Annotated in this window: 15 protein-coding genes; 10 read left to right on the forward strand and 5 right to left on the reverse strand. The window is 75.5% G+C overall.

The features are described 5' to 3' along the window. The first annotated feature begins 5 nt into the window (after nt 1-5). Genes AB0E88_RS00350 through AB0E88_RS00395 form a run of 10 tightly spaced genes read left to right on the forward strand, consistent with a single transcriptional unit; the run spans nt 6 to nt 21,458 of the window. Nucleotides 6-257, forward strand: a complete 252-nt coding sequence (locus AB0E88_RS00350) for a phosphopantetheine-binding protein (protein WP_361621249.1) — start codon at nt 6-8, stop codon at nt 255-257. Continuing rightward, entirely contained in the window at nt 254-1,528 is a 1,275-nt protein-coding gene (locus tag AB0E88_RS00355; protein ID WP_361621252.1) for a beta-ketoacyl synthase N-terminal-like domain-containing protein, read from the forward strand. The genes AB0E88_RS00350 and AB0E88_RS00355 overlap by 4 nt, the downstream gene beginning before the upstream one ends. A 25-nt stretch (nt 1,529-1,553) precedes the next feature. Beyond that, entirely contained in the window at nt 1,554-2,804 is a 1,251-nt protein-coding gene (locus AB0E88_RS00360) for a hydroxymethylglutaryl-CoA synthase (protein ID WP_361621255.1), read from the forward strand. Beyond that, nucleotides 2,804-3,637: an enoyl-CoA hydratase/isomerase family protein gene (locus tag AB0E88_RS00365; protein ID WP_361621258.1), complete on the forward strand. Its 834-nt coding sequence runs from the start codon at nt 2,804-2,806 to the stop codon at nt 3,635-3,637. Before AB0E88_RS00360 ends, AB0E88_RS00365 begins: the two co-directional genes overlap by 1 nt. Further along, entirely contained in the window at nt 3,634-4,401 is a 768-nt protein-coding gene (locus tag AB0E88_RS00370) for a polyketide synthase (protein ID WP_361621261.1), read from the forward strand. Before AB0E88_RS00365 ends, AB0E88_RS00370 begins: the two co-directional genes overlap by 4 nt. Before the next feature lie 56 nt (nt 4,402-4,457). Then, nucleotides 4,458-10,895 (forward strand): SDR family NAD(P)-dependent oxidoreductase, encoded by a 6,438-nt coding sequence (locus AB0E88_RS00375; protein WP_361621264.1) that lies wholly within the window; start codon nt 4,458-4,460, stop codon nt 10,893-10,895. Nucleotides 10,896-10,917: 22 nt separating this feature from the next. Next, entirely contained in the window at nt 10,918-19,134 is an 8,217-nt protein-coding gene (locus AB0E88_RS00380; protein ID WP_361621267.1) for an amino acid adenylation domain-containing protein, read from the forward strand. A gap of 15 nt (nt 19,135-19,149) precedes the next feature. After that, a complete protein-coding gene (gene fabD, locus AB0E88_RS00385) occupies nt 19,150-20,040 on the forward strand; it encodes an ACP S-malonyltransferase (protein ID WP_361621270.1) in 891 nt (296 codons plus the stop codon). Continuing rightward, nucleotides 20,037-20,873 (forward strand): 4'-phosphopantetheinyl transferase superfamily protein, encoded by an 837-nt coding sequence (locus AB0E88_RS00390; protein WP_361621273.1) that lies wholly within the window; start codon nt 20,037-20,039, stop codon nt 20,871-20,873. Before fabD ends, AB0E88_RS00390 begins: the two co-directional genes overlap by 4 nt. 21 nt (nt 20,874-20,894) lie before the next feature. After that, nucleotides 20,895-21,458 carry a flavin reductase family protein gene (locus AB0E88_RS00395; RefSeq protein WP_361621276.1) on the forward strand — a complete coding sequence of 188 codons (564 nt, stop codon included), beginning with the start codon at nt 20,895-20,897 and terminating at the stop codon, nt 21,456-21,458. A gap of 43 nt (nt 21,459-21,501) precedes the next feature. On the opposite strand, the gene AB0E88_RS00400 is transcribed toward AB0E88_RS00395, so the two are convergent. The 5 genes from AB0E88_RS00400 to AB0E88_RS00420 form a co-directional block, all read right to left on the reverse strand. Then, nucleotides 21,502-22,482, reverse strand: coding sequence for an AfsR/SARP family transcriptional regulator (locus tag AB0E88_RS00400; protein ID WP_361621279.1), 981 nt, complete (start codon nt 22,480-22,482; stop codon nt 21,502-21,504). Nucleotides 22,483-22,500: 18 nt separating this feature from the next. Continuing rightward, nucleotides 22,501-23,649, reverse strand: a complete 1,149-nt coding sequence (gene solA, locus AB0E88_RS00405; protein WP_361621282.1) for an N-methyl-L-tryptophan oxidase — start codon at nt 23,647-23,649, stop codon at nt 22,501-22,503. After that, the gene (locus AB0E88_RS00410) at nt 23,646-24,392 is read right to left on the reverse strand and encodes a thioesterase domain-containing protein (protein ID WP_361621285.1); all 747 of its coding nucleotides are present in this window, start codon (nt 24,390-24,392) and stop codon (nt 23,646-23,648) included. The genes solA and AB0E88_RS00410 overlap by 4 nt, the downstream gene beginning before the upstream one ends. Nucleotides 24,393-24,418: 26 nt before the next feature. Next, entirely contained in the window at nt 24,419-25,495 is a 1,077-nt protein-coding gene (locus tag AB0E88_RS00415; RefSeq protein WP_361621288.1) for an LLM class flavin-dependent oxidoreductase, read from the reverse strand. Nucleotides 25,496-25,643: 148 nt separating this feature from the next. Then, nucleotides 25,644-25,946 carry a phosphopantetheine-binding protein gene (locus AB0E88_RS00420; RefSeq protein ID WP_361621291.1) on the reverse strand — a complete coding sequence of 101 codons (303 nt, stop codon included), beginning with the start codon at nt 25,944-25,946 and terminating at the stop codon, nt 25,644-25,646. Nucleotides 25,947-26,041 lie beyond the last annotated feature (95 nt).

Here is a 26,041-nt window from a genome sequence, read left to right on the forward strand (position 1 = left end):
ACACCGTGACCGAGGAAGAGATCTTCGCCGTCCTGCGCGCCCAGATCATCGACGTGCTGCCCGAGGCCGCCGACGTGGAGATCACACTCGACCACAGCATGCGGGACCTGGGGGCCAACTCCATCGACCGCATGGACGTCGTCATCGCCGCCCAGGAAGAACTCGGCATCACCGTGCCCAACGCGGCCCTGACCGGGGCCAACGACCTTAGGTCGCTCGTGTCCGTGTTCCGTGAACACCTGGGCGCCCGCGCATGAGTTCCGCGTCCCGCGACGCCGTGGCCGTGACGGCCGCCGCCGTGCTCACCCCGCTCGCCGACGATCTGGACGGCTTCACAGCCGCCCTGCTCGCCGGTCGCAGCGCGGTCGGCCTCGCGGACGACGGGCCGCACGCCCTGCCCGTCGCCGCGCTCGACGGCTTCACGCTCGCCGGGTGGGCCGACCGGCACCTCCCCGGGGAGGCGGACACCGCCGCCCGGCTGCGGCGTGTCGCGGGACGGGCCGCGCTGCCCGCCCGCACCGCCGCGTGCGTGGCCCTGCGCGCCGTGCGGGACGCGGCACTGACGCCGGAAGACCTCGCCGACGGCACGGCCCTGATCGTCGCCGGCGGCAACCTCGCCCTCGCCCACCAGGCCGAGACGGTCCTCGGCCACGACCGGGCCCCCGGCCGGCTGCGGGCCTCCTACGCCCTGACCCACCTCGACGCCGACGTCGTCGGCACGGTCAGCGAACTCACCGGTATCCACGGCGAGGGCTGGCTGGTGGGCGGCGCGTCCGCGGCCGGCGCCCTCGCCCTGATCCAGGGCGCCCGCACGGTCGCCGCCGGGTGGGCCGAGCGGGTCCTCGTCGTCGCCCCGGCCGCCGAACTGTCCCCGGTGGAGGCCGAGGCGTTCCGCCGCACAGGTGCCCTGGCACACGAACGCTTCCGCGACGAACCGGCCCGTATGTGCCGCCCCTTCGACCGCGACCGCCAGGGCTTCGTCCGCGGCGAGGGCGCCGCCGCCGTCGTACTGGAGCGGCCCGCCGCGGCACGGGCGCGCGGCGCCCGTGTGCTCGCCGAGGTCGCCGGGTGCGGGCAGCGTCTGGACGCCCGGCGCGGCACCGAGCCCGACGCCGGGGGCCAGGAAGCGGCGATGCGCGCGGCGCTGGACGCGGCCGGCCTGACCGCCGGCGACATCGACTACGTCAACGCGCACGGTACCGGCTCCGTCCTCGGCGACGAGACCGAGGCGGCCTCCCTGCACGCGGTGTTCGCCGGCCGCACCACGCTGCGCGTCAATTCCACCAAGGCGCTGACCGGGCACTGCCTGTCCGCGGCCGGCCTGGTGGAGGCCGTCGCCGCCATCGCCCAGCTACGGGCAGGCGCCGTCCACCCCAACCCCAACCTGGAACACCCGGCGGCCTCGCTGCCGCTCGCCGGACGCACCGCCGAACGGCGGCCGCTGCGCACCGCGCTGAGCAACAGCTTCGCCTTCGGCGGCATCAACGCCTCCGTCGTCCTCCGCGTTCCGCCCGCCCAGCCCCTGTAGTTGCCCGCCAGTTACGGAGAAGACCATGAAGCAGGTCGGCATCGAAGCCATCAACGCCTACTGCGGCGAGACCTTCATCGACGTCCCGACCCTGTTCGCGGCGCGCGGCCTCGACGACAGCCGGATCGGCAACCTGATGATGGCGCGCAAGAGCGTCGCGCTGCACTGCGAGGACGCCGTGTCCTTCGCCGTCAACGCCGCCAAGCCGATCGTCGACGCGCTCACCGAGGAGGAACGCGCCTCCATCGAACTGCTCATCGTCGGCACCGAGTCCGGCGTCGACTTCGGCAAGTCGCTCGCCACGTACGTCCACGACCATCTCGGGCTGCCGCGCACCTGCCGCCTCTTCGAGACCAAGCAGGCCTGCTACAGCGGGACCGCCGCCCTGCAGATGGCCGCCGCCGTGGTGGCCGCCAGCCCCTTCGAGGGCACCAAGGCCCTGGTCATCAGCAGCGACGTGGCCCGCCCCGTGCCGCACACCTACGTCGAGCCCAGCCAGGGCGCGGGCGCCATGGCCATGCTGGTCGGCGACCGGCCGGTGGTCGCCGCGTTCGACCCGGGCGCGAACGGCTTCCACAGCTTCGAGGTGATGGACACCTGCCGCCCCGACCCGGAGGCGGAGGCGGGGGACACCGACCTGTCCCTGCTGACGTACATCGAATGCCTCAAGGGCTCCTTCACCGACTACGCGAGCAAGGTCGAGGGCGCCGACTTCATCGACAGCTTCGACCTGCTCGCCATGCACACCCCGTTCCCCGGCATGGTCAAGGGCGCCCACCGGGCCGCGCTGCGCACGCTGCGCCGCGGCATCTCCCCGCAGGCCGTCGAGGACGACTTCACCACCCGTCTCGGCGCGGCCGTGACGTACCCGCAGCAGGTCGGCAACATCTACGCCGGCACGGTGTTCCTCTCCCTGGCCTCGGCCATCGACAACGCCGTCATCGACGGCGAGCGCCGCATCGGCGTCTTCTCCTACGGCTCCGGCTGCGCCTCGGAGTTCTACAGCGCCGTGGTCACACCCGACTCCCAGCGCGCGGTGCGGGCCATGGGCATCCGCGAGGCGCTCGACGCGCGCTACGCGCTCGGCATGGAGGAGTACGACGAACTGCTCGCCGCCACCGCCGAACTCAAGTTCGGCGCCCGTGACTTCACCTTCGACCTCGACCGCTTCCCGCAGATCACCAAGGAGCGCTTCACCGGCGGCCGCCGGCTCGTGCTGGAGGCCGTGCGGGACTACCACCGTGAGTACGTGTGGCTCGACGGGGGCGCCGCGTGATGACCACCGACGCCTCCGGTTCCGCCCCCGCCGTCCGGCTCGACCGGGCGCGCGGTGTGCTGCGCGCGGTGCTGGACCGGCCCGAGCGGCGCAACGCCATCGACGCGGACCTGCTGGCCGGGCTGCACGCCGCCGTCGACGCGGCCGAGACGGACCCGGAGTGCCGGGTGCTGGTGCTGTCCGCGACAGGGGACGACTTCTGCGCGGGCACCGACCTCTCGGACGGCGCACCGGAACCCGCCCCCACCCCCGCCACCGCTCCCGCCTCCGCCTCCGGCTCCGGCTCGGCCTCCGCCTCGGCCACCGGCGCCGGTTCCGGTGAGCTGCCGTACTGGACGCTGCTGGACCGGCTCACCCGCACGCCCGTCGTCACCGTCGCGCTCGTCGAGGGCCGCGCCACGGCGGGCGGGGTCGGGCTGGCCGCGGCCTGCGACCTGGTGCTGGCCGGGCCCGGCGCGCGCTTCCGGCTCACCGAGGCGCTGGTCGGCCTGGTCCCCGCCATGGCCCTGCCCTTCGTGGCCCGCCGCACGGGCGAACAGCGCGCGTTCACCGCGACCCTGCTCGCCGAGGACCTGGACGCACCCGCCGCCGTGGCCGCGGGGCTCGCGGACGCCGTCGCCGAGCAGCCCGGACATGCGCTGCGCCGCACCCTCGTGGCCCTCAGCCGGCTCGACCGCTCCACGGCCGGAGCGCTCAAGGAGTACCGGGCCCGGCTGTTCCCGCGCGACGCAGACCTCGGGCGGGACGCGGGCCGGACCTTCCTCGACCGACTCGCCGACCCCGCCGTCCACCGGCTGCTCGGCCGGATCACCGCCCCGGAGCGTGCCGCATGACCGCACCCGCCGCCACGTCCGTCGTACGGCTGTCCTGGGAGGACGCCGTCGCCGTCGTCACCCTGGACGACCCCGACGGGCGCAACACCTTCTCGCCCGGTCTCACGGCGGGGCTGGTCGACTGCGTCGAGACGGCCGCCGCCGACCCCCGCACCCGGGTCGTGCTCGTCGAGGGCCGCCCCGAACTGTTCTGCGCGGGCGGTACCCAGCGAGAGCTGGTCAACTTCGCCCGCGGCAACGGCAGTTTCGACACCGACGACTTCTTCCGGGTCTTCGCCCGCTGCCCCCTGCCGGTCGTCGCCGCCGTGCAGGGACACGCCATCGGCGGCGGACTGGTGCTCGCGCTGTACGCCGACTTCGCCGTGTTCAGCGAACGCTCGGTGTACGCGGCCAACTTCATGCGCTACGGCTTCACCCCCGGCATGGGGGCCACCCATCTCCTCCCCGAGCGTTTCGGGCGCGAGCTGGGCACCGAGATGCTGTTCTCCGCGCGCAACTACCGGGGCGCCGAACTGCGCGAGCGCGGGGCGCCGATCCGTGTCGTACCGCACGCGGACGTGCCCGCCACCGCCCGCGAACTGGCGCGCTCGGTGAGCATGGCGCCGCGCGCGTCGCTGGAACTGCTCAAGCGGGAGCTGGCCACGCCGGTGCTCGTGGCCACCGGGGCCGCCGTGGCCCGCGAAGCCGCGCTGCACCGCACCTCCTTCCGCCTGCCCGAGGTGCTCGAACGCATCGTCGCCGGCTACGGCGACCACACGGCCTGACCGCCGCCCCGCCCCGCGACCGTCCGCACCTGCAACCCCGCGAGGACCGATACCCCATGGACGCGAAAGAGATCCTGACCCGTGTGCAGACCGGCGCCCTCGACGCCGCGTCCGCCGCCGCGCTGCTGCGCGCCCGCCCCGCCGGCACCCCGCCCCAGTCCGGCCGGGTGCCGCTCGCCGAGGCCGAGGCGCTGCTGCGCGCGGCGGTGAGCGGCGCGGGGCCGGACACGGGGGTGCGGGCCGCCTCGGCGGTCCCCGCGCCGCCGGCCGGTCAGGACCCGGCGCGCCGGGTCCGGGGCGGTGAGCCGTCGGGGACGGCGGTGCCCCGGGCACAGGCCGAGGCGCTGCTGCGCGCGGCGGCGGCGCAGGCACCGCAGCGGCGGGCGGAGACGGCGCCGGCCGAGGCCCGCACCGACCGGGGGCGGCGGACCGGCGCGGAGCAGGCCGGCGCACAGCCGGCGGGTGGGCCGGGGGTGCCCGAGCCCGTCGCCGTCATCGGCTACAGCGCCCGCTTCCCCGGAGCTCCGGACGCCGACGGCTTCTGGCAGCGGCTGCTGGACGGCGACGACCTCGTCACCGAGGTGCCCGCCGAGCGGTGGCGCATCGACGACCATTACGACCCGCGGCCCGAGGCCGAAGGAAAGTCGGTGTCCAAGTGGGGCGCGTACGTCGACGGAGTCGACCGGTTCGACGCCGAGTTCTTCCGCATCACACCGCGCGAGGCCGAGCTGATGGACCCGCAGGCCCGCCTGTTCCTCCAGGAGGCGTGGCGCGCGCTCGAGCACGCGGGGCAGCGCACGTCCGCGCTGGCCGGCACCCGCTGCGGTGTCTACGCCGGCGTCATGATGAACGACTACCAGGACCTCATCGAACGTGTCAGCGAGCACGCCCGCCTCGCCCAGGTGATGCAGGGCAACTCCAACTCCCTGCTCGCCGCCCGCATCGCCTACCACCTCGACCTCAAGGGCCCCGCCGTCACGGTCGACACGGCCTGCTCGTCCTCGCTCGTCGCCCTGCACCAGGCCTGCCAGGCCCTGTGGCTCGGTGAGGCCGACATGATGCTGGTCGGCGGTGTCACCCTGTACCTCACCGAGCTTCCGCACGTGTTCATGAGCCGCGCCGGGATGCTGTCGCCCACCGGCCGCTGCCGCCCCTTCGACGCCGCCGCCGACGGCATCGTCCCCGGCGAGGGGTGCGCCGTCGTCGTCGTCAAACCCCTGTCGAGGGCCCTGGCCGACGGCGACCCCGTCCACGCGGTGATCCGCGCGGCGGGCATCGGGCAGGACGGCCGCACCAACGGCATCACCGCACCCAGCGGCGCCTCGCAGGCCCGCCTCGTCGCACAGACCCTCGACCGCTTCGGTCTCGACGCGTCCGGCATCGACTACGTCGAGTGCCACGGCACCGGCACCCCGCTCGGCGACCCCATCGAGGTGACCGCGCTCAACGAGGTGTTCGCACCCGCCGGCCTGCCCCCGGCCAGCGTCCCCATCGGCTCGGTCAAGGGCAACGTCGGCCACACCTCGGCCGCCGCCGGACTCGCCGGCCTGCTCAAGGCCATCGGTGTCGTGCGCACCGGGCAGGTGCCGCCGTCGCTGCACTGCACCGCCCTCAACCCGCGCATCCCGTTCGACGAGGGCCCCTTCACCGTTGCCACCGAGCGCCGCACCCTGCCCAGCGGCGACCGGCCGCGCCGCGCGTCGGTCAGCTCCTTCGGCTTCAGCGGCACCAACGCCTACGTCGTCGTGGAACAGACCCCGCCCGAGGCCGCGCCCACCGAGGCCGGCCCCGGGCGGGTGTCCCCGTCCGGCGCCGTCCGCCGCGTGGCCGTCGCCCTGTCCGGCCGCCGGCCCGGTTCCGTCCCGGCGTACGCCGCCGAACTCGGCCGCTGGCTGCGCTCGCCGGCCGGCGCCGACGTCGCGCTCACCGACCTCGCGCACACCCTGGCCTGCGCCCGCGACCACCACCGGCACCGCACCGTCCTGCTGGTCGCCGACCGCGCCGAACTCCTCCTATCGCTGGACCTGCTGGTGTCGGGCGCCCCGGACGAGCGGCGCGTGACCGCCACACCCGGCTCCGGACACCGCCCCGTCGACACCGCGCGGCTCGGTCCGCTCCTCGAGCGAGCGGCCGCCGGTGAGCCGGCGGCCCTGCGCGAGGTGGCCGAGGCCCACGCGGACGGCCACCGCGTCGACTGGGCCCGCGTCTGCCCGCCCACCCGGCACCGCCGCATCTCCGCCCCCGGCTACGCCTTCGCCGCCGACCGCCACTGGGTCGCGCCGGTCCCGGCGGACGACGACGCCGACGACCGCCACTGGGTCGCGTCGGCCCCGGCGGACGACGACGCCGACGACCGGCTCGCCGAGCTGGTGCTGCACACCCCGGACTGGGAGGACTGCCCGCTGCCGGACCGGGTCCTCGAGCCCGGCACCGCGCTCTACGTGCACGACGGGCCCGGAGACCTCGCCGCAGCGCTCGGCGGCACGGCGCCCGAGGACGCCGCCACCGCGGCACAGCCCCCGGCCGCCGCGCTGGTACTGCGGCTGACCGGGGCCGTGGACGCCGACGTGGCCGCCGTGGACGCCGTTCGGCAGGTGCTCGCCGCCCACCGCACCCAGCCGCTGACCGTGCTCGCCGTCACCGCCGATCCGCTGCGCGCCGACGCCGCACGCGCCCTGGTGCAGACCCTGCGCCAGGAGAATCCGCGGCTGTCCGGGCGCGCACTGCTGGTCACCGACGACGGTGCCCCGGCGGCCGCCCAGGTCCGCCGCGAACTGGCCGCACCCGAGGCGGAGTTCGGGCACCTGGCGGATATGCGCGGGCAGCGCAGGACACGGCGCGTGCTGCGGCCGGCCCCGATGCCCGGGACCCGGTTCACACCGCGCCCGGACGGGGTGTACCTGGTCACCGGCGGCATGGGCGGCATCGGGCGCGCGCTCGTGCGGCACCTGCGGGAAACGCCCGGTGTCCGCGTCGTCGTGTGCGGGCGCACCCCCTGGGAGGACCTCGACCCCGCCGTGCGGCCCCCGGCCGACGGCTCCGGACGGGTGCGCTACGTGCGGGCCGACGTCGCGGCCCCCGGCGGCGCGGCCGGCCTGATCGGCGACATCCTCGGCCACGAGGGCGCCCTGCACGGCGTCTTCCACGCGGCCGGAGTGGTCAAGGACGCGTACCTGCTGCGCAAGAGCGCCGCCGACGTGGCATCCGTCCTCGCGCCCAAGGCCCTGGGCGCGACGGCTCTGGACGACGCCACGGCCCGGCTGCCCCTCGACGTCTTCGTACTGTTCTCCTCGGTGGCCGCCGTCACCGGGAACCTGGGCCAGGCGGACTACGCCTACGCCAACGGCCTGCTGGACGGCCTCGCCCACCGGCGCGCGGCCCTCATCGCGGCGGGGGAGCGGCACGGACGCACCCTGTCGGTGCAGTGGCCGCTGTGGGACGTGCCGGGGATGACCATCCCCGAACCGGTCCGCCAGGTGGTCGAGGAACGCGTCGGCATGCGTCCGCTGCCCGCCGGGCTCGGCATCGGCGCGCTGGAACGGCTGCTGGGCGGCGACACCGAGGTCGTCTCCCTGTTCCACGGCCGCGCCGGGGCCTGGCGGCACCATCTGGGCGAGCTGGAACTGCTGCCCGCCGCCGCGACGGACGACGCGCCCGCCGCGTCGACGGACGACCCGCCCGCGACCGCGCGCAGGCCCGAACCCGCCGGCGCGCGGACGCCCGAACCCGCCGGCGCGCAGGCGCCCGTCCAGGAGCCCGCGCGCGCCGACGCCCCGGACGCCCTGCTCGACCTGGTCTGCCGTACGGTCGCCGCGACGCTCGGGCACGACCCGGCCACCATCGGGCCCGGCACCTCGCTGGAGGCCCTGGGCCTGGACTCGGTGATGATGCGGACGCTCGCCGCCCGGCTCAGCAGCCGCATCGCCCCCGTCGGACCGGAGATGCTCTTCGGCCTGCGCGACCTCACCGAACTCACCGACCACCTGAAGCGGTTGCTGCCCGAACAGCACGTCCCGGCGCCGACACCGGCACCAGGGGCGGCGGAGGCCGGGCCGCGCGTGACGGAGGCGGCGGGGGCCGAGGCGCGCGTCGTCGAGCCCGCGGTGACCGGGGAGCGCGGAGTCGAGCCCGCGGGGGCCGACGAGCGCGGAGTCGAGCCTGCGGGGGTCGGCCCGGGCGCCGTGGCCGGGGAGCGCGCCGTGGCCGTCGGACGGTCCTCCACCCCCGCCGACGACGAGGTCTTCGCCATCGTCGGGATCAGCGGGCGCTACCCGGGGGCCGACACCCTCGACGCCTTCTGGGAGAACCTCCTCGTCGGCAAGGACACCGTCGGCGACCTGCCCGCGCACCGCTGGCACGACACCGGCGGCGTCCGCGCCCGGGGCCACTTCCTCGACGACGTCGACGCCTTCGACCCCGTCTTCTTCGGGATGTCCGCCCACGAGGCCGCCTACATCGACCCCCAGGAGCGGCTCTTCCTGGAGGTCGCCTGGGAGGCACTGGAGGACGCCGGCCTGACCGGGGTCCGGCTCGACGCGCTCACCGCACGCGACGGTGTCCCGCGCAGCGTCGGCGTGTTCGCGGGGATCACCTCCGCCGACTACGCCCTGCTGGGCGCGGAACGCTGGGCCGCCGGCCACCGGGACACGCCCTCCGGCCATCACTGGTCACCGCCCAACCGCCTGTCGTACCTGCTGGACCTGCGGGGCCCCAGCCAGGCCGTGGACACCGCCTGCTCCTCCTCCCTCGTCGCCCTGCACCTGGCCGTCGAGTCGCTGCGCGCCGGCGAGTGCGCGGCGGCCCTGGTCGGCGGCGTCAACCTCTACCTCCACCCGTCCCGGTTCCGCATGCTGCGCCGCTCCGGCTTCCTCGCCGAGGACGGCCGGTGCCGCAGCTTCGGCACCTCCGGCACCGGGTTCGGACCGGGCGAGGGCGCCGGGGCACTGGTCGTCAAGCCGTTCTCGAGGGCGCTCGCCGACGGTGACACCGTGCATGCCCTCATCCGCGGCACCGCCGTCTCCCACGGCGGCCGCACCAACGGTTTCACCGCGCCCAGTCCCCGCGCCCAGGCCCGGGTGCTGCGCGCGGCGCTGGAGCGGGCCGGCGTGGACGCGGCGACCGTGAACGTCGTCGAGGCCCACGGCACGGGCACCGAACTGGGCGACCCGGTCGAAGTGGCGGCCCTGAAGGAGGTCTACGGCGAAGGCGCCGCGGCCGCCGTGCCGTGCTCCCTCGGCTCGGTCAAGTCGGCCATCGGACACGGGGAGTCGGCCGCGGGCATCGCGGCCCTGACCAAGGTGGTGCTGCAACTGCGCCACGCCACGCTCGCGCCGACCCTGCATGCCGACCCGGTCAACCCGGGCCTCGGCATCGAGGGCAGCCGCTTCACGCTCCAGCACGAGGCAGGGGCGTGGCCCCGGCTGCGCGACGCGGACGGACGGCCGCAGCCGCGCCGGGCCGGCGTCAGCTCGTTCGGGGCGGGCGGCGTCAACGCCCACGCGATCGTGGAGGAACACCTCACGGGCACCGCCCCCGCCACGGCCACCGCGACCGCCCCCGCCACGGCCACCGCGACCGTCACCGCCACGGCCACCGAGACCGTCACCGGTGCCGCCGCCGGCACCGCCGCCGCGACCGCCGCCGGCACCGCGACCCCCGCCGGCACCGCCCTCGCCCCCGCCCCCGTCACCGACACCCCTGGCGGCGTCGCGGCGCAGGCACCGCAGCTCGTCCTGGTCTCCGCGCCGACCCGGGATCACCTCCGCGCGCTCGCCGGGCGCCTGGCCGAGTGGCTGGCCGGCCCCGGCCGCACCACGCCGCTCGCCGATCTCGCCCGTACGCTGCGCACCGGGCGTGCGGTCTTCCCCGGCCGCCTCGCCGTCGTCGCCGCCAGCACGGGCGAACTCGCCGCCGAGCTGGAGCGCTTCGCCCGTGACGGCCAGGACTCCGCCGCACTGCGCACCGGTACCGCCGACACGTCACGCGACGCGTCCCAGAGCGAGGAACTCGTCGCCGCTCTGTGGCGCGCGGGACGGCTGGAGGAGCTCGCCGACCTGTGGGCGGCCGGACGGCGCTTCGACCGCATCGCGCGGGACGAGGCCGCGGGCGGCGTCGTACCGCTGCCGCCCACCCCCCTGTGCCGTACGCGTCACTGGCTCCCCGACCCCGACCCCGTCGCCGCCGTGCCCGCCTCGCCGCCCGCGCAACCGGCCGCCACACCGTCGGTCCCCGCGAACGAGCCCGTCACGCGGCCCGCCCTGCCCGACGACGAACGGATCGGGCGGCTGGTGGACTTCATCGGCGAACTCGCCGCCGGAGACGGTGCCGCGGGCGCCGTCGACACCGGGCGCACCCTGGTCGAACTCGGCGTGGACTCCATCGGCGCGATGAACCTGCGCTTCGAGATCGCCGAACGCTTCGGCCAGACCCTCCCGCTCCAGCAGCTCAGCGAGTCCACCGTCGACGAACTCGTCGCCCACCTGTCCGCCCTGTAGAGGGAACCGGAGACCTTCAGCCATGCCGCAGACCGACCCCGCCGCCCGGTACGAGCCCTTCGGGCTCACCGAAGTCCAGGAATCGTTCTACGTCGGCCGCACACTCGGTGGCGGCACCGGTGCCGGGACGCAGATCCACCTCGAGTTCGAGACGGACGGCCTCGACGCCGAACGCGCGCAGGCCGCCTGGAACGACGTCGTCGCCGCCACGGACATGCTGCGCGCCCACCTCCTGCCGGACGGCCGCCAGGCGGTACGGCGAGAGGTCCCGCGCTACGACATCGTCACGGCCGATCTCACCGCCCTGCCGCCCGCCGAGGCCGACGCCCGCCTCGAACGCCTGCGCGAGGAGGCGCTGAGCGGTTTCGACCCGCACCGCTGGCCGCTGTTCGCCGTGCGGGTGGCCCAGCTGCCCGGCGGGCGGTCGCGGGTGCTGTTCACCGTGGACGAGCTCATCGCCGACGGCCCCAGCGTGTCCCTGCTGCTCCAGCAGTGGTACGCGGCCTACGCCCACGGCGAGGTTCCGCGCCCGCCCGGCATCTCCTTCCGCGAGTACACCGCCGCCACGGCGACCGCCGAGGTGCCCGACGCCTCCCTGGCCTACTGGCGCGAGCAACTCGCCGGGCTCGACCTCGAACGTCCCCTGCCGCTCGCCGCGGCCCGGCCCGACTCCGCCGCACCCGCCCACCGCCGGCTCACCCTGCGCCTCGAGCCCGACCGCTGGGAACGGGTGAAGGCGGTGGCGAGCAAGGCCCGGGCCACCCCCACCGCGCTGCTGCTCGCCCTGTGCACGGCCGTCGTGCAGGCAGGGGACAGCGAGCCGCTGCCGGTGGTGCTCACGACGTACAACCGGCGCCCCGTGCACCCCGAAGTGGCGCGCCTGGTGGGCCCGTTCATCTCCACCTCCGTGTTCGTGGCACCGCCGTGCGAGGGCACGCTCCAAGCCCGTGTCGAGCAGGTGCGCGGACGGCTGTGGCAGGACCTGGAGCACGCCGCGGTCAGCGGAGTGCGCGCCCTGCGCGAGTACGCCAGGGAACGCTCCGACCGCCGTCGGCGGGCCGTCCCGACGGTCTTCACCAGTCTGCTCGGCAGCCTTGCGGCGCTGCCCTCCGCGGCCGCCGACGATGATGCCCACTGGGCGGCGCACGTGGACCTGGCCGGGTCGGCGACGCTCACCTCCGGCGTCCAGCTGGAGATCTGCGTACAGGAACGCGCGGGCGCGCTGCTGGTGTCCTGGGACTTCGCGCCGGCCGTGCTCGACGCCTCGCGCACCGAGGCGGCCTTCGAGGCGCTGCGCGCCCTGCTCGAGGAGATCGCCCGGGACGGCGACCGGGCCCTGGCCGGCCCGCTGCCGTCCGGTGCCCGGCCGGTGCCGCCCGTGGACCCCGCCGAGGCCGTGCCGCTCACCGAGGTGCAGTCCGCCTACCTCGTCGGCCGGGTCGGCGGACTCGGCGGGGAGGCCGAGACCCGCGTGTACCAGGAGTTCCTGCTGGAGCGGCACGACCTCGACCGGCTGGAGCGGTGCTGGAACCGGCTCGTCGCACACCACCCCGTCCTGCGGGCCGCCGTGCACGAGAACGGGACCCTCACCGTCGCCGCGCCCGCGGACACGCCCCCCTACCGCATCGCCCGCCACGACCTGACCGGCGGGCGCGAGACCGAGGCGGAACTCGCCGCGGTCGCAGCGAGGATGCGGGCCCGGACCTTCCCCCTCGGCACCCGGCCGATGTACGCGCTGGAGGCCAGCACCCTGCCCGACGGCACCGCCGTGCTGCACGTCCTACTCGACGCGCTCCTCGCCGACGCCCGCAGCTTCGCGCTGCTGTTCGGTCAGCTGTTCGCCCTGCACGACGGTGACGACGGGGTCCTGACGGGCTCCGCCGACCCCCTGCCCCATCTGCGCGGCCTCGCCGAGCGGAAGCGCGGCGAAGCGAGCGAGCAGGCGCGGGCGGCCTGGCGGGAGAAGTTCGCGGCGCTGCCGTCCGGGCCCGGGCTGCCCGAGCCCGCGCCCGGCGCACCACGGGTGCACCGCTCGGCCGCGCTCGGTTCCTGGCGCGCGCTCACCGACCGCGCCGCGCAGATCGGCGTCCCCGCCGACATGGTGCTGCTCACCGCGTACACCGACGAACTGCGCGCCGAGTACGGCGGCCAGGGGCCGTTCACGGTCACCGTGGTGTCCTGGGACCGGCCGGCGGATCTGCCCGGTGCGGCCGGAATGGTCGCCGACTTCACCCAGCTCGCCTGGGTGGTCGTCGACGACGGGCTGCCCGCCGACTTCGCGCCCCGCGCCCGGGAACTGTGGGCCCGGGTCCGGGCCGACCTGGAGCGCGCCCAGCGCTGCCCCGGGCTCACCGAGCTGCGCACGCGGGTGTTCCGCTCCGGCGGGGCGCTGCGTCTGCCGGTGGTGTTCACCCGGGTGCCCGAGATCGATCCGCGGCTGCACCCGAGCGGGGTACGGCTGCGCACCAGTCAGTCGCAGACCGCCCAGGTCGCGCTCGACCACGTGCCGTTGCTGGTCGGCGACGACCTGAGGGGCCAGTGGGACGCGGCCGACGGCGCCGTCGAGCCCGCCCGCCTGGACACGATGTTCGACCGCTACGCCCGCCGGGTGCGCGACGTCCTGGCCGGCACCGGCCAACTGATGCACGACGCCGTGCCGGCGCGCGACGACGCGACGCCGACGCATGACGGCGCGGCGGAGGGCCGTCCGGCGGAGGTCCGCGCGGCGGATGCCCGTCCGGCGGAGGTCCGCGCGACGGATGCCGGCGTGGCGGCGGCCCGTCCGGCGGGCGCCCGACCGGCCGAGGACCGGCCGGCGGATTCCCGCGCGGTGGAGTCCCGTCCGGGGGAGGGCCGGTCGGCGTATGCCGGCGTGGTGGAGGCCCGGCCGGCGGATGTCCGCCCGGCCGGGGGGCTTCCCGTTGACCACGACCACGACCACGACCACGGCCACGACGCCGCCGGCGTCGGCTCCGGCTCCGGCGCGGGCGACCGCGCCGCCGAGGGGCGTGGGGCGGCCGTCACGCTCGCCTCGCTCGTCGAGGCCGGGCTCGCCGGGCGCGGTGACCGGCCCGCCGTACGGTTCGCCGGGCGCACCGTCACCTACCGTGAGCTCGCCGACCGCACCGCCCGCCTCGCCCACCATCTGCACGCCGTCGGTGTCCGGCCCGGCGACCACGTCGCCGTGCACATGGACCGCTCCGACGACCTGGTCGCCGCACTCGTCGCCATCGTCCGCGCCGGGGCCGTCTACGTCCCCGTCGACCCCGCCAACCCGCCCGAGCGGGTCCGCTACCTGCTGCGGGACAGCGGCGCCCGTGTCGTCGTCGCCGACGCGGCCCGCGCCGCCGTACCGGCCGGGACGGGGGCGCTCGTCGTGTGCCCCGACCGGGCCGAGGACTGGCGGGCGCTGGCCGCGTACCCGACCACACCGCCCGCCCCGGCCGTGGGTCCGGACGACCCCGCGTACACGATCTACACCTCCGGGACCACCGGGAAGCCCAAGGGCTGCCGCAACACCCAGCAGGGTGTGGCCAACCGTCTGCTGTGGATGCAGGAACGGTTCCCCCTCGGCCCGTCCGACCGGGTCGCGCAGAAGACGCCGTACGGCTTCGACGTCTCCGTGTGGGAGTTCTTCTGGCCGGTCGTCGCCGGGGCATGCGTCGTCGTCGCCCGGCCCGGCGGTCACACCGACCCCGGCTACCTGGCGCGTTGGCTGCGCGAGGAGTCGGTGACGGTCACCCACTTCGTCCCGTCGGTGCTCAGCATGTTCCTGCGCCACCCGGCGGCCTCCGGCTGCGACGCCCTGCGCTACGTCTTCGCCAGCGGAGAGGCCCTGCCCGTGGCGGCCATGCGCCACTTCTACGAGGTGTACGGCACCGGTCGCGGCGCCCCCGAACTGCACAACCTCTACGGGCCCACCGAGGCCGCCGTCGACGTCACGCACTGGGCGTGCCGCCCGGACTGGGACGAGCCGACGGTACCGATCGGACGGCCCGTGGCCCACACCAGCATCCACCTCGTCGACGAGGCACTGCGCCCCGTGCCGCCCGGCACACCGGGTGAGATCGTCATCGGCGGCCGTCAGGTGGCCCTGGGCTACCACGCCCGCCCGGAGCTGACCGCCGAGCGGTTCGTGCCCTCCCCGTTCCCCGAACTGGACCCGTCCCCGAGGCTGTACCGCACCGGCGACCTCGGGCAGCTGGGGGAGGACGGCGAGATCCGCTATCTCGGCCGGATCGACTCCCAGTTCAAGCTGCGCGGGCTGCGCATCGAGCCGGAGGAGATCGAGGCCGCGCTCACCACTCTGCCCGCCGTGGCGGAAGCCCGGGTGCTGCCGGTGCGTGAGGAGCCCTCCGGCGAGCAGGCGCTGGCCGCGGTGTGCGTGGCCCGCGAGGGCGAGCCGGTCCCGGGCGTCGCGGAGCTGCGCCGCGCGCTCGGCGAGGTCCTCCCGCCCTACCTGGTCCCCAGCCGCTTCCACTTCGTCGACCGGCTGCCTCTGACGACCAACGGCAAGCTGGACCGTGCCGCCGCGGCGGCCCTCTTCACTCCCGAGGCCGTCCGCGACACTCCCGGGGCGGTCCGCGAGGAGGCGGTGAGCGACGCGGGGAAGGAGGCGTCCCTCGGCCACGCCCCCGCGATCCGTGCGGCTGTCGCCGAGGTGCTGGGGGTGGCCGACGCGGCCGGTCTCGACGAGAACGCCGACCTGTTCGACCTGGGCGCGACCTCCTTCAGCATGATCCGGATCGCGCAGGAGATCGAGCGCATCACCGGAACCGCGCTGCCCGTCGACGCGCTCATCACCCACCCGACCCTCGGCGCGCTCACCGCGGCCGCGGCACCGGCGACGGCAGGCCCGCCGGCCGAGCCCTCGGCGGCGTCGGCCCCCTCGGACGCGCCCGCGCCGCACGGGAGCGGGCGGCTGACCGCCGCGGACGTCGCCCGTACGGCGGCACGGATCCTGAACCTGACCGAAGTCGACCCGGACGCCGACCTGTTCGACCTGGGCGCGACCTCCTTCAGCATGATCCGGCTGGCCCAGGAGATCGAGGCGGCCACCGGACGGCCCGTTCCCGTGGACGTCCTCGTCCAGACCCCGACCCCGCGGGCCGTGGCGGAGAGTCTCACCCCCGACCCGGCCGCGGCCCCCGGTCCCGCCCCGGCCGGTGCGACCGATGTGCGTATCGCGCTCGATCCGGCGGCCAAGGCCGCCTTCAAGGAGGCGAAAATCGCCGAGCGCCGGCTGCCCGCCACGCTGGCGCGGGTACCCGTTCCGGCCGCCGGGCCCGGTGAGGCACGCGCCCTCTTCGACGCCTCCTCGTTCCGGGAGTTCGCCGAGGGGCCGCTGCCCGCGGCGGATCTGCTCGGCCTGCTCTCCACCGTCACCTGGGGCGACCTCGACGGCCGCGCCAAGCGGCGCTACCCGTCCGGCGGCGGCTTCTACCCGGTGCAGGTGTACGTCTACATCGCGCCCGGTGCCGTCGACGGCACCGACCCCGGCCTGTACTACCTGCACCCGGCCGAGCGCGCCCTGATAGCGCTCGCGCCAGAGGCCCGCTACGGCACCGACCTGCACGTCTTCCACAACCGGGCCCTCGTCTCGGGCTCGGCGTTCGGTGTCTTCCTCGTCTCCACCCCGGCCGCCATCGCCCCGGCCTACGGTGAGCGCAACGCCGCCCGCTTCTCCACCGTCGAGGCCGGGCACATCGCGCAGCTGCTGCTGACCGGCGCCCCGGAGCGGGGTCTTGGACTGTGCGCGGTCGGCGAGATGGACTTCGACGCCATCCGCGGGGACTTCGGGCTCGACGGCGACCAGGAGCTGCTGCTGTCCCTGTGGGGCGGTGGCCTCACCGCCGAAGCGCGCGCCCGCCGCGCTTCCCTCATGACCGCCGGCCCGTCACCGGCACCCGCCGAACCGGAGGACACCCCGCGGGCCGCCTCGAAGCGGGCGGCCGCGAAGCGGGACGGCGCGCAGCGGGCCGTCGCGGTCGTCGGGTTCGCCGCCGACCTGCCCGGGGCGCGCACACCGGCGGAGTTCGACGCGCTGCTGGCGCGGGCCGGCACCGCGACCGGGCCGGTCCCGGCGGAGCGGTGGGCACCGCTGCGCTCCCGGGCACAGCGCGCCGGGGCGGCCGTCGGCGGCTACCTGGACGACGTCCTGGCCGCCGAGCGCGACGAGTTCGGCCTGGACGCGGCCGTCGACCCGCAGGAGCGGCTGCTGCTGTCCGTGGTCCGCCGCTGCCTCGAGGACGCCGCCGTCACCCCGGCGCGGCTGGCCGCCCAGGGCCCGGTGGGAGTGTTCGTCGGCTCGATGTGGCACGACCACGCCCTGTACGGTGTCGCGGCCCGGGCCGGGGACGACGCGGGCGGGAGCACCCACGCCACCCGTGGCGGCCTCGCCCACCGGACCTCGCACGCCTTCGGACTGACCGGGCCGAGCGTGCTCCTCGACAGCGGGTGCGTGTCCGGCCTCGCCGCCGTGGAGGCCGCCTACCGCGCGGTCGCCGACGGCCGCTGCCCGGCCGCGCTCGCCGCCGCCACCAACCTGGTCCTGCACCCCGACCACCTCGACGTGCTGTCCGAGATGGGGCTCGTCGCCGAGGACGCCGCGTCCTGCGCCTTCACCGACCGGGCCAGCGGCTGGCTGGTCGGCGAGGGCGTCGGAGCGGTCCTGCTCAAGCCGTTGGACAGGGCGCTCGCCGACGGCGACCCCGTGCACGCGGTACTGCGCGGCGGTGCGCTCCAGCACTCCGGCACGACACGGCAGTTCGGCATCCCGGACCCGCAGCGGCAGGAGCAGACGATGCGCGCCGCGCTCGCGGACGCCGGCCTCGAACCCGCGGACATCGGTTACGTGGAGGCCGCCGCGGCGGGCGCCGCGCTCGCCGACGCCCTGGAGTACACGGCGCTCGGCAGACTCTTCGGTGAGGACACCGCTGCCGCCGACGCCGCCGGGCCGGTGCCGGTGGGCACCGTGAAGCCGAACACCGGTCACCTGGAGGCCGCCTCGGTCTTCGCACAACTGGCCAAGGTCGTCGCGCAGTTCCGGCGCGAGAAGCTGTACCCGACGCTGCTCACCTCGGCGGTGAACCCGGCGCTGGCCCGTTCGTCCGGTGCGGTGGCCCTGGCCGGGCCGGGCGCCGACGACTGGCGCACCGCGCCCGGACGCCCCCGGCGCGTCCTCGTCAACGGCTTCGCGGGCGGTGGCTCGTACGGCAGCCTGGTCGTCGAGGAGCCCCCGGCGGCGGTGACGGACCCGGAGGGGGAGGCGGTGCACGCCCTGCCGCTGTCCGCGGACACGCCCGCGAACCTGGCCGCGCTCGCCGGCCTCCTCGCCGACGCCCTCGAACGCGATCCGGCGCCCGGTATCGGCCCGGTGGCCCGTGCCCTGCGCGAGGGCCGCCCCGACCGCCCGGCGCGCGCCGTCCTGGTCACGGACCGCCGGCGGGCGGTGGCCGGCCTGCGCGCCCTCGCCGAGCGGGTGCGGGACGAGGGCGCGGGCATCATCGAGGTCACCGCCGCCGCCCCGGCGACGGAACTCTCCCCGGTCACCCCGTGGCTGGCCGGAGCCGCCGCAACCTGGCCGCCCCTGGACACCCCCCGCGCCTGCCTGCCGCCCACCCCGCTGACCCGCGTGACCCTCCCGCTCCCGGCGCCCCGGACGCCGTACGGGCCCGCACCGGTACCCGGCGGCGACGCGGCCGGGACGGCGACGCCCCGGCCGGACGGGCCGGGCCCTGCGGGGCTGTCCGCCCGGCTCGAGCGGGTCTGGGGCCTGACCCCCGACCCGCATCCACTGCCCGACCCGCACCCGACCCCCGCCCCGCAGGCCACGCCCGCACCGCACCCGGCGCACGCACCGCACGCCGCGCCCGCGCCCGCACCGGAGGCCGTAACTCCACACCACTCCGCACCCGCGCAGGACTCCACGCCCGCACCGGACTCCGCACCCGCGCACCACTCCGCGCCCGCACCGGACTCCGTCCCCGTGCACGACTCCGCGTTCCGGCGGCTCGCGGTGGTCGTCGCGGCGGAGACCGGGGCGGACCCCGCGGGGCTGGCACCGGACCACGATCTGTTCCAGCTCGGCGCCACCAGCAAGCAACTGCTGCGCATCGCCGCGCGCGTCGCCGCCGACGGCGGCCGTGAACTCCCCCTGGAGGTCCTGTTCACCGCGGCCGACCTCGGGGCTCTCGCCGAGGCGGCCTATCCCGCCCACCCGACCGCCACCACCGTCTGACAGGCAGTGATCACCATGACCCGGATCTTCATGTTCCCCGGACAGGGCGCCCAGCACGTCGGCATGGGCCGGGAGCTGTTCGAGCGCTTCCCCGAACTGGAGCGGGAGGCCAGCGACGTACTCGGATACAGCCTGCGCCGGCTGTGCGTGGAGGACCCCGAGGGGCAGCTCGGCAACACGCGCTACACCCAGCCCGCCATGTTCGCCGTCAACGCCCTCGCCCTGCGCGCCCACCTCGAGGACGGCGGCGAGCGCCCCGATCTCGCCATCGGCCACAGCCTCGGGGAGTACAACGCCCTCCAGGCCGCGGGCGCCTTCGGCTTCACCGACGGCCTGCGGCTCGTCGCGGCCCGTGCGGAGGCCATGGCCGGCACGGGCGGCGGCGGCATGAGCGCCGTCATCGGCCTGCCCGAGGCCCAGCTCCGCTTCCTGCTGATGCGGGCCGGTTTCGGCTCGCTCGACCTGGCCAACCTCAACACACCCGGTCAGATCGTGCTGGCCGGCCCCGTCGAGGACCTGGAGGAGGCCGGGCCGATCCTGGAGGACGCGGGAGCCCGCGCGGTACGGCGCCTCGCCGTCAGCGGGCCCTTCCACTCCCGGTACATGGCGCCGGCCGCGGAACGGCTCTACCCGGTCGTCGCCGGCACCGGCTTCGGCCCGCTCGCCTTCCCCGTCATCGCCAACGCCACCGCCCGCCCCTACGAAAGCGGCCGCATCGGTGACCTGCTGCTGCAGCAGATCCACCAGCCGGTGCGCTGGAACGAGACCGTCCAGGCGATCCTGGACGGCCGTTACGGCCCCGAGCCCGAATTCACCGAGATCGGCACCGGCACCGTCCTGACCGGCATGCTGCGTCAGATCCGGCGCGAGCGGGGCGCGGCGGTGGCCACGGCGGGCTCACGATGAGCGCGGCCACCGCCGGGCCGGACCCCGGTACCGTCCACCTGTGGTTCTGTCCCAACGAGGCACTGGACGAGGCGACGGGTGACATGCTCGCCGAGCACTGGCTCGACGAGCAGGAACACGACGTCGCCCGCCGCTTCGTCTTCCCCCGCGACCGGCGCCAGTACCTGGTCGCCCACATCCTGGTGCGGCGGGTGCTCAGCCTGGTCACGGGGGTGCCCGAGGCGGAGGCGACGATCTGGCGCTCCGCACGCGGGCGCCCCTTCCTCCAGGTGCCCAGCGGCGCGCCGACGCGGCCCTCGCTGGACTTCAACCTGTCGCACACCCACGGATGCAACGTCGTCGCCGTCGGCCACGGCCGGCGCGTCGGCGTCGACATCGAGCGGCTGGACCGGGCCGACGAGCGCGGGCTCGAATGGATCGTCAGCAGCTACGCCCCCGAGGAGCGGGCCTACCTCGCCACGCTGCCGCCGGGCCGCCAGCGCGACCGGGCCACGCTGCGGCTGTGGACGCTGAAGGAGGCGTACGCCAAGGCCCGCGGCCTGGGTCTGGGCCTGCCCTTCGACTCGTTCTCCTTCGAACTGGCCGAGGACCGCGGCGTGCTGGGCTTCCGCCCGCCCGAGGGCGACACGGAGGGGCGCTGGGTCTTCGCCGAACTGGAGCCCCGGCCGCAGGTGCTGGTGTCCCTGGCGCTGGAACAAGGCACCGGCGGCACCCCGGCGCCGTCACGGCTGCTCGTGCACGACGGGTTCCCCTGGGGCCGGGCCAGGCCCCGCGAACTGCCGCTGCCCCAGGCACATCCGGACCTTCCGGTGCCGGCCGGTGCCGGGCGCTGAGCCGAGAACGAGGAGGAGACAGTGACGGGACAGGCGCTACGGACGATGGCGGGGCCCGGTACCCCGCCGGGCGACGAACAGCCGGGCACGCAGGCCCAGGCGTTCCGGGACGCGATGGCGCTGCTGGCCGCGCCGCTCACCGTCGTCACCGTGCTGGACGAGGCGGGGCGCCGCCGGGGCTTCACCGCCAGCTCGGTGACCTCGGTGTCCCTGGACCCGCCGTTGGTGCTGGTGGGAGTGGGTCTGAGCTCCAGCTGTCACGCGGTGCTGACCGGGGCGCGGGAGTTCGTCGTGAACGTGCTCGGGGAGGAACACCGGGACGTCGCGCGGCGCTTCGCCACGCACGGCATCGACCGGTTCGCACAGGGCGGTTTCGCCGCCTGGGACGGGACGGGGACGCCCTTCCTGCCCCGGGCCACGGTCCTGCTGCGCTGCCGCACCGCGGACGTCGTACGCGCCGGTGACCACGACCTCGTCCTCGGCACCGTGCTCGAGACCCGCACCGGCGACCCCGCCGGCGCCCCCCTGCTGTGGTACCGCCGCGCGTTCCACACCCCCGTCGCCGCGCCGCCCGCACCGGCCTGACGGCGGCCCCCGAGGCCGCCGGCCGAGATCGCGGGCCGGGCGGTCAGCGGGCGGTGGCCTCGGCCGTGAGCCGGTCGAAGCGGCGTATCAGGGCCTCCTGCTCGAGCGAGAGGCGTTCCACGCGGCGGCGCAGGCGCGCGATCTCGTCGGTGAGGCTCAGCACCGTCGCGTCCCCGTCCTCGCCGGTGACGTCCACCGGCCCGGGCGGCGGCGGAAGGTGCAGGGAGGAGGACGGCTCGGCCGCCCCGGGGACGGCCAGACCGGGATCATGGCTGAGGATCGCCTCCATCCTGCTGCGCAGCGCCGGCCCCGGCTCGACCCCCAGTTCGTGCACCAGCCGCTTGCGGGCCCGCTCGTACACGCCGAGCGCCTCCGCCTGGCGGCCGCACCGGTACAGGGCCACCATCAGCAGGTCGTAGAAACGTTCCCGCATCGGGTGGTCGGTGGTCAGTTCCTCCAGCTCACCGGTGATCTCGTCGTGCCGGCAGGCGCGCAGGCACGCGTCGTACAGCGCCTCCAGGGTGATCAGCCGGTTCTCCTCCAGCTGGGCCGCCTCGGCCGCGCAGATGTCGCCGCGCACACTGCCCTCCAGCGCCGGGCCGCGCCACAGCGCCAGCGCCTGGCGCAGCAGGTCGGCCGCGTGCTGCGGATCGTTCACGGTGGCCGCCCGGCCCTGCGCCGCCAGCCGGTGGAAGCGCTCGGCGTCGGTCGTCGCCGGACCCAGCCGCAGCACGTAACCGAGTGACCGGGTCATGATCCACTCGTGGTCCGGTTCGCCGGCGGCGGCCGGCGGCACCGGCAGCAGCCGGCGCAGCCGGGCCACGTGCGCCTGCAGGGCGTTGGTGGCGTTCGCGGGCGGTTGCTCCCCCCACAGCTCGTCGATGAGCCGGTGGACGGAGACGATCTGCCCCGACTTCACCACCAGTGCGCCGAGCAGGGCGCGCTGTTTGGCACCCGTGGGCAGGATCCTGAGTCCGGTCCGCTCGTCGTGGACCTCCACGGGACCGAGGATGCGGAATTGCATCTCTTCCTCGCATGTCACTCAGAAGCGGTCGGGGTCGGTGAAATCCAGCGGCATCGCCGGTTCCTTGCCCTGCACCAGATCGGCCAGGACCTCCCCGATGCCGAGGGAGTGCTTGAAGCCGTGGCTGCCGCAGGCGCCCGCGATCAGCACCGCCGGATCGCGCCGCGGCCGCCCGATGAGGAACTGGCCGTCCGGCGTGCGCGCGTACGGGCTCGCGGTGGCGCGTGAGGGTGCCTCGCCCAGACCCGGTACCGCCCGGGCCAGATGCTCGGCGAGGACGGCCCAGTCGGCCGGTGCGACCGACCGGTCCATCGTCGCGGGGTCCACGGTCGCGAAATGACCGCGGCCCCCGTCCTCCAGGCCGAGTTTCACGTCCGTGCGGCCGGGCAGCGCGCCGTGTCCCCAGATCACGTCCCCGCCGTCGAGCTCCCGCATGAACACGGGCAGGCGGCCGAGGCCGAACCGTTCGTCGTGCGCCGTGGGCGTGAACCAGGTGACCGGCATCCGCACCACCTCCAGCGGCAGGTCGGGCACCAAGTCGGCCAGCCACGGCCCCGCCGTGACGACCGCCTGGCCGGCCCGCAGCACCCCTGCCTCGGCCGTGTGCACCGCGACCCCGCCGCCGGTGCGCTCCACCGCCGTCACCCGGGTGCCGGTCAGCACCACGGCACCGGCGGCGCGCGCCGCGCCGACCGCGGCCTCGATGGTCCGCTCGGGCAGGGTCAGCCCGCCCTCCGGCTCGACGACGGCGACATGGCCGTCGGCCAGACCGGCATGGGCGGGTGCCCTGCGGTGCAGCGCGTCCCGGTCGAGAACCCGCACCTCGAGTCCGTGCTCCCGGGCGGCCCGCAGCGCGCCGCCCACGATCCTGCCGTCCCGCGGGCCGATCAGCATCGCCCCGGTCGGATCCAGCAGATGCGTGCCCGTCTCGGTCTCCAACTGCCGCCACAGCTCGCGCGAGCGCCGGGCCAGCGGCACCAGGCCGGGGTGTTCCAGACAGGCCGTGCGGAACATCCGGCTCTCGCCGTACGACGAACCGAGGTCGTGGGCCAGGCCGTACTGCTCGACGCCGGCGGCCCGCACACCGCGCCGGGCCAGCTGCCACAGCGCGGCGGCGCCCCAGGCGCCCAGCCCCACGACCACCACGTCCGCGTCGGTCCCGGTCACGACGGCCTCACCGCGGACGCCTCCTCGAGCGCGGCCGTCGCGTGGCGGGTGACCAGCCGCAGCAACGGCACGGGGTCGGGCTGGAAGTAGAAGTGCCCGCCGTCGAACAGATGCAGCCCCTGGTAACGCTCGGTGTGCTCCGCCCACTGCGCCAGCCGGGGCGGAGCGACCACCACGTCCTGGGTGCCGCCGTACACGGCCGTCGGCACAGGCAGCGGAGCCAGACCCGGCAGCGGACGCCAGTTCTCCACCAGACGCAGGTCGTTGCGGATCGCCGGGGCGAACATGGCCCACAGATCGGCGTCCTGGAGGACTTCCAGCGGGGTGCCGCCCATCGCCGCGAGGTGGGCGCGCAGTTCGTCGTCGGGCAGTGCGTGGCGCCGCGTGCCGTCGCCCTGCGGGCGGGGCGCGCCCCGCGCCGAAAGGCCCAGCCACGCCGGAAGGTCGCGGCCCTCGGCGGCCAGCAGCCGGGTCAGCTCGTAGGAGACCAGGGCGCCCATGCTGTGCCCGAAGAACGCGAACGGGCCGCTCAGTTCCCCCTCCAGGCGGTGCAGGAAGAAGCGGGCCAGCCGGCGCGCGTCGTCCAGCGGGGGCTCGCCCGACAGCCGCCCGCGGCCGGGCGCGTCCAGCAGCCGTACGTCCCAGTCGGCGGGCAGCAGCCCGGGCCAGGAGCGGTAGAGCAGGTGCGAACCACCCGCGTGGTGGAAGACGAAGAGCCGCAGCCCTCCCGAGGTGCCGTACATCGTTGCTCCCTCCTGTGGCCCCGCGCTCACGCGGCCGTGGCCAGGCCGCCGGTGACGGCGGGGGCCACCTCGGCGGCGAACAGCTCCATGGCCCGCTCGGCGCGCCCGTAGGGCAGGTGGCCCGGGTTGAACTGGAGACTGAGGCACAGGTCGTCGCCGTACCAGCCGCGGACGGTGTCGATCTGCGCGGCCACCTCCTCGGGTGTGCCGGCCAGCACCTTGTGATCGGCGAGCGCCCGGTCGAAGTCGTAGCGGCGCACCTTGTCCACGAACGCCTCGTAGCCCGGGTACTGCCCGGAACGGGCCCGGGCCCAGGAGGCGACGGCGCCGGCCATCGTCGTCACGTAGTTCTGCTCCTGGGCGCGGGCGTCGGCCAGGGTGCTCGCGCGGTCCTCGCCCACGTAGCACGTGTACTTGATCTGCACACGCCCCGGCCCCTGGTGTCCGGCGGCAGCGCGCGCGGCGCGGTAGGCCGCCACCATCTCCGTGAGCTGCTCGCGGCTGGTGACGGACGGCACGACCTGCAGATGGTGGCCGCGCTCACCGGCGCGCGCACAGGAGTCGGGGCTGGTCGCCGCGGCCACGAACACCGGCGGATGCGGACGCTGGTGGGGGCGGGGGAAGCCGGTCACCGGGCCGAACCGGTGCACCTGACCCTCGAAGCGGACCTCCTCGCCGCTCCACAGGGCGAGGCAGGCGTCGACGACCTCGTCGAACCGGGTACGGCTCTCGGCCATGTCCACACCGAACAGCTCGAACTCGTCGGGCAGGAAACCGCGTCCGAAGCCCACGTCCAGCCGGCCGTGCGAGAGGTTGTCCAGCTGCGCGAGCCGGGCGGCGAGCTGCACCGGGTGGGCGAACGCGGCGATCACGGCGCCGGTCACCAGACGTATGCGGCTGGTGCGCGCCGCCACGGCCGTCAGGAAGACCACCGGGTCCGGGCTGTAGCCGCCGTAGGGGGACCCGTAGTGCTCGACCGTCTGCACATGTTCAAAACCCAGCGCCTCGGCCAGTTCGGCCAGGCGCAGGCTCTCGTCGTAGTAGGTGCTCGCGCTCTTGCGTTCCGGATCGATGACCGGAAAGAAGTTCACGCCGAATTCCATGGTGGCTCCGTCTGGTGATCCGATTCCGGCTCGCCGGAAAACCAAGGTGCTGAATTCCTCGGCGATCGGACCATAGACGGTTTGCGCGAAGGACCGCGGTCCGCGCGAGCGGTGTTCCAGCGGCCGTCCGTGAAGCCTTGAGCTGCCGTCAGGCGGCGTTCGCCGCGTCCCGGCGGGAAATGAGCTGCCACCAGTGGCCGAGCGTGGGACGCGCCATCAGCTCGGGAAAGCCGACCTCGACACCGCGCCGGTGCCAGGCGGAGATGAGCTCCATCGCGGTGATCGAATCCAGCCCGTGGTCCACGAGATCGTCGTCGTCCCCCGGGAGTTCGGACTCCGCCAGCCGCATGCAGCGCGCGACCATCTGCCGCAGCAGCTGCCGGGTCACCGGGTCCGCGTCCGGCGGCACGTGCAACCTCGGGTCCCGCTCGGTGCTTTCGCTGGTCTCCATGCCGGGAAACTAACAGCGGCCGTAATCGCGCGGAAGACGGTCAACGGTTCCCTTTCCGGATGGTCAGCCGTGTGTCAGAGCCGTGTCAGACCACA

It is taken from the genome of Streptomyces sp. NPDC028635, from assembly GCF_040637635.1.
Classification (GTDB): domain Bacteria; phylum Actinomycetota; class Actinomycetes; order Streptomycetales; family Streptomycetaceae; genus Streptomyces.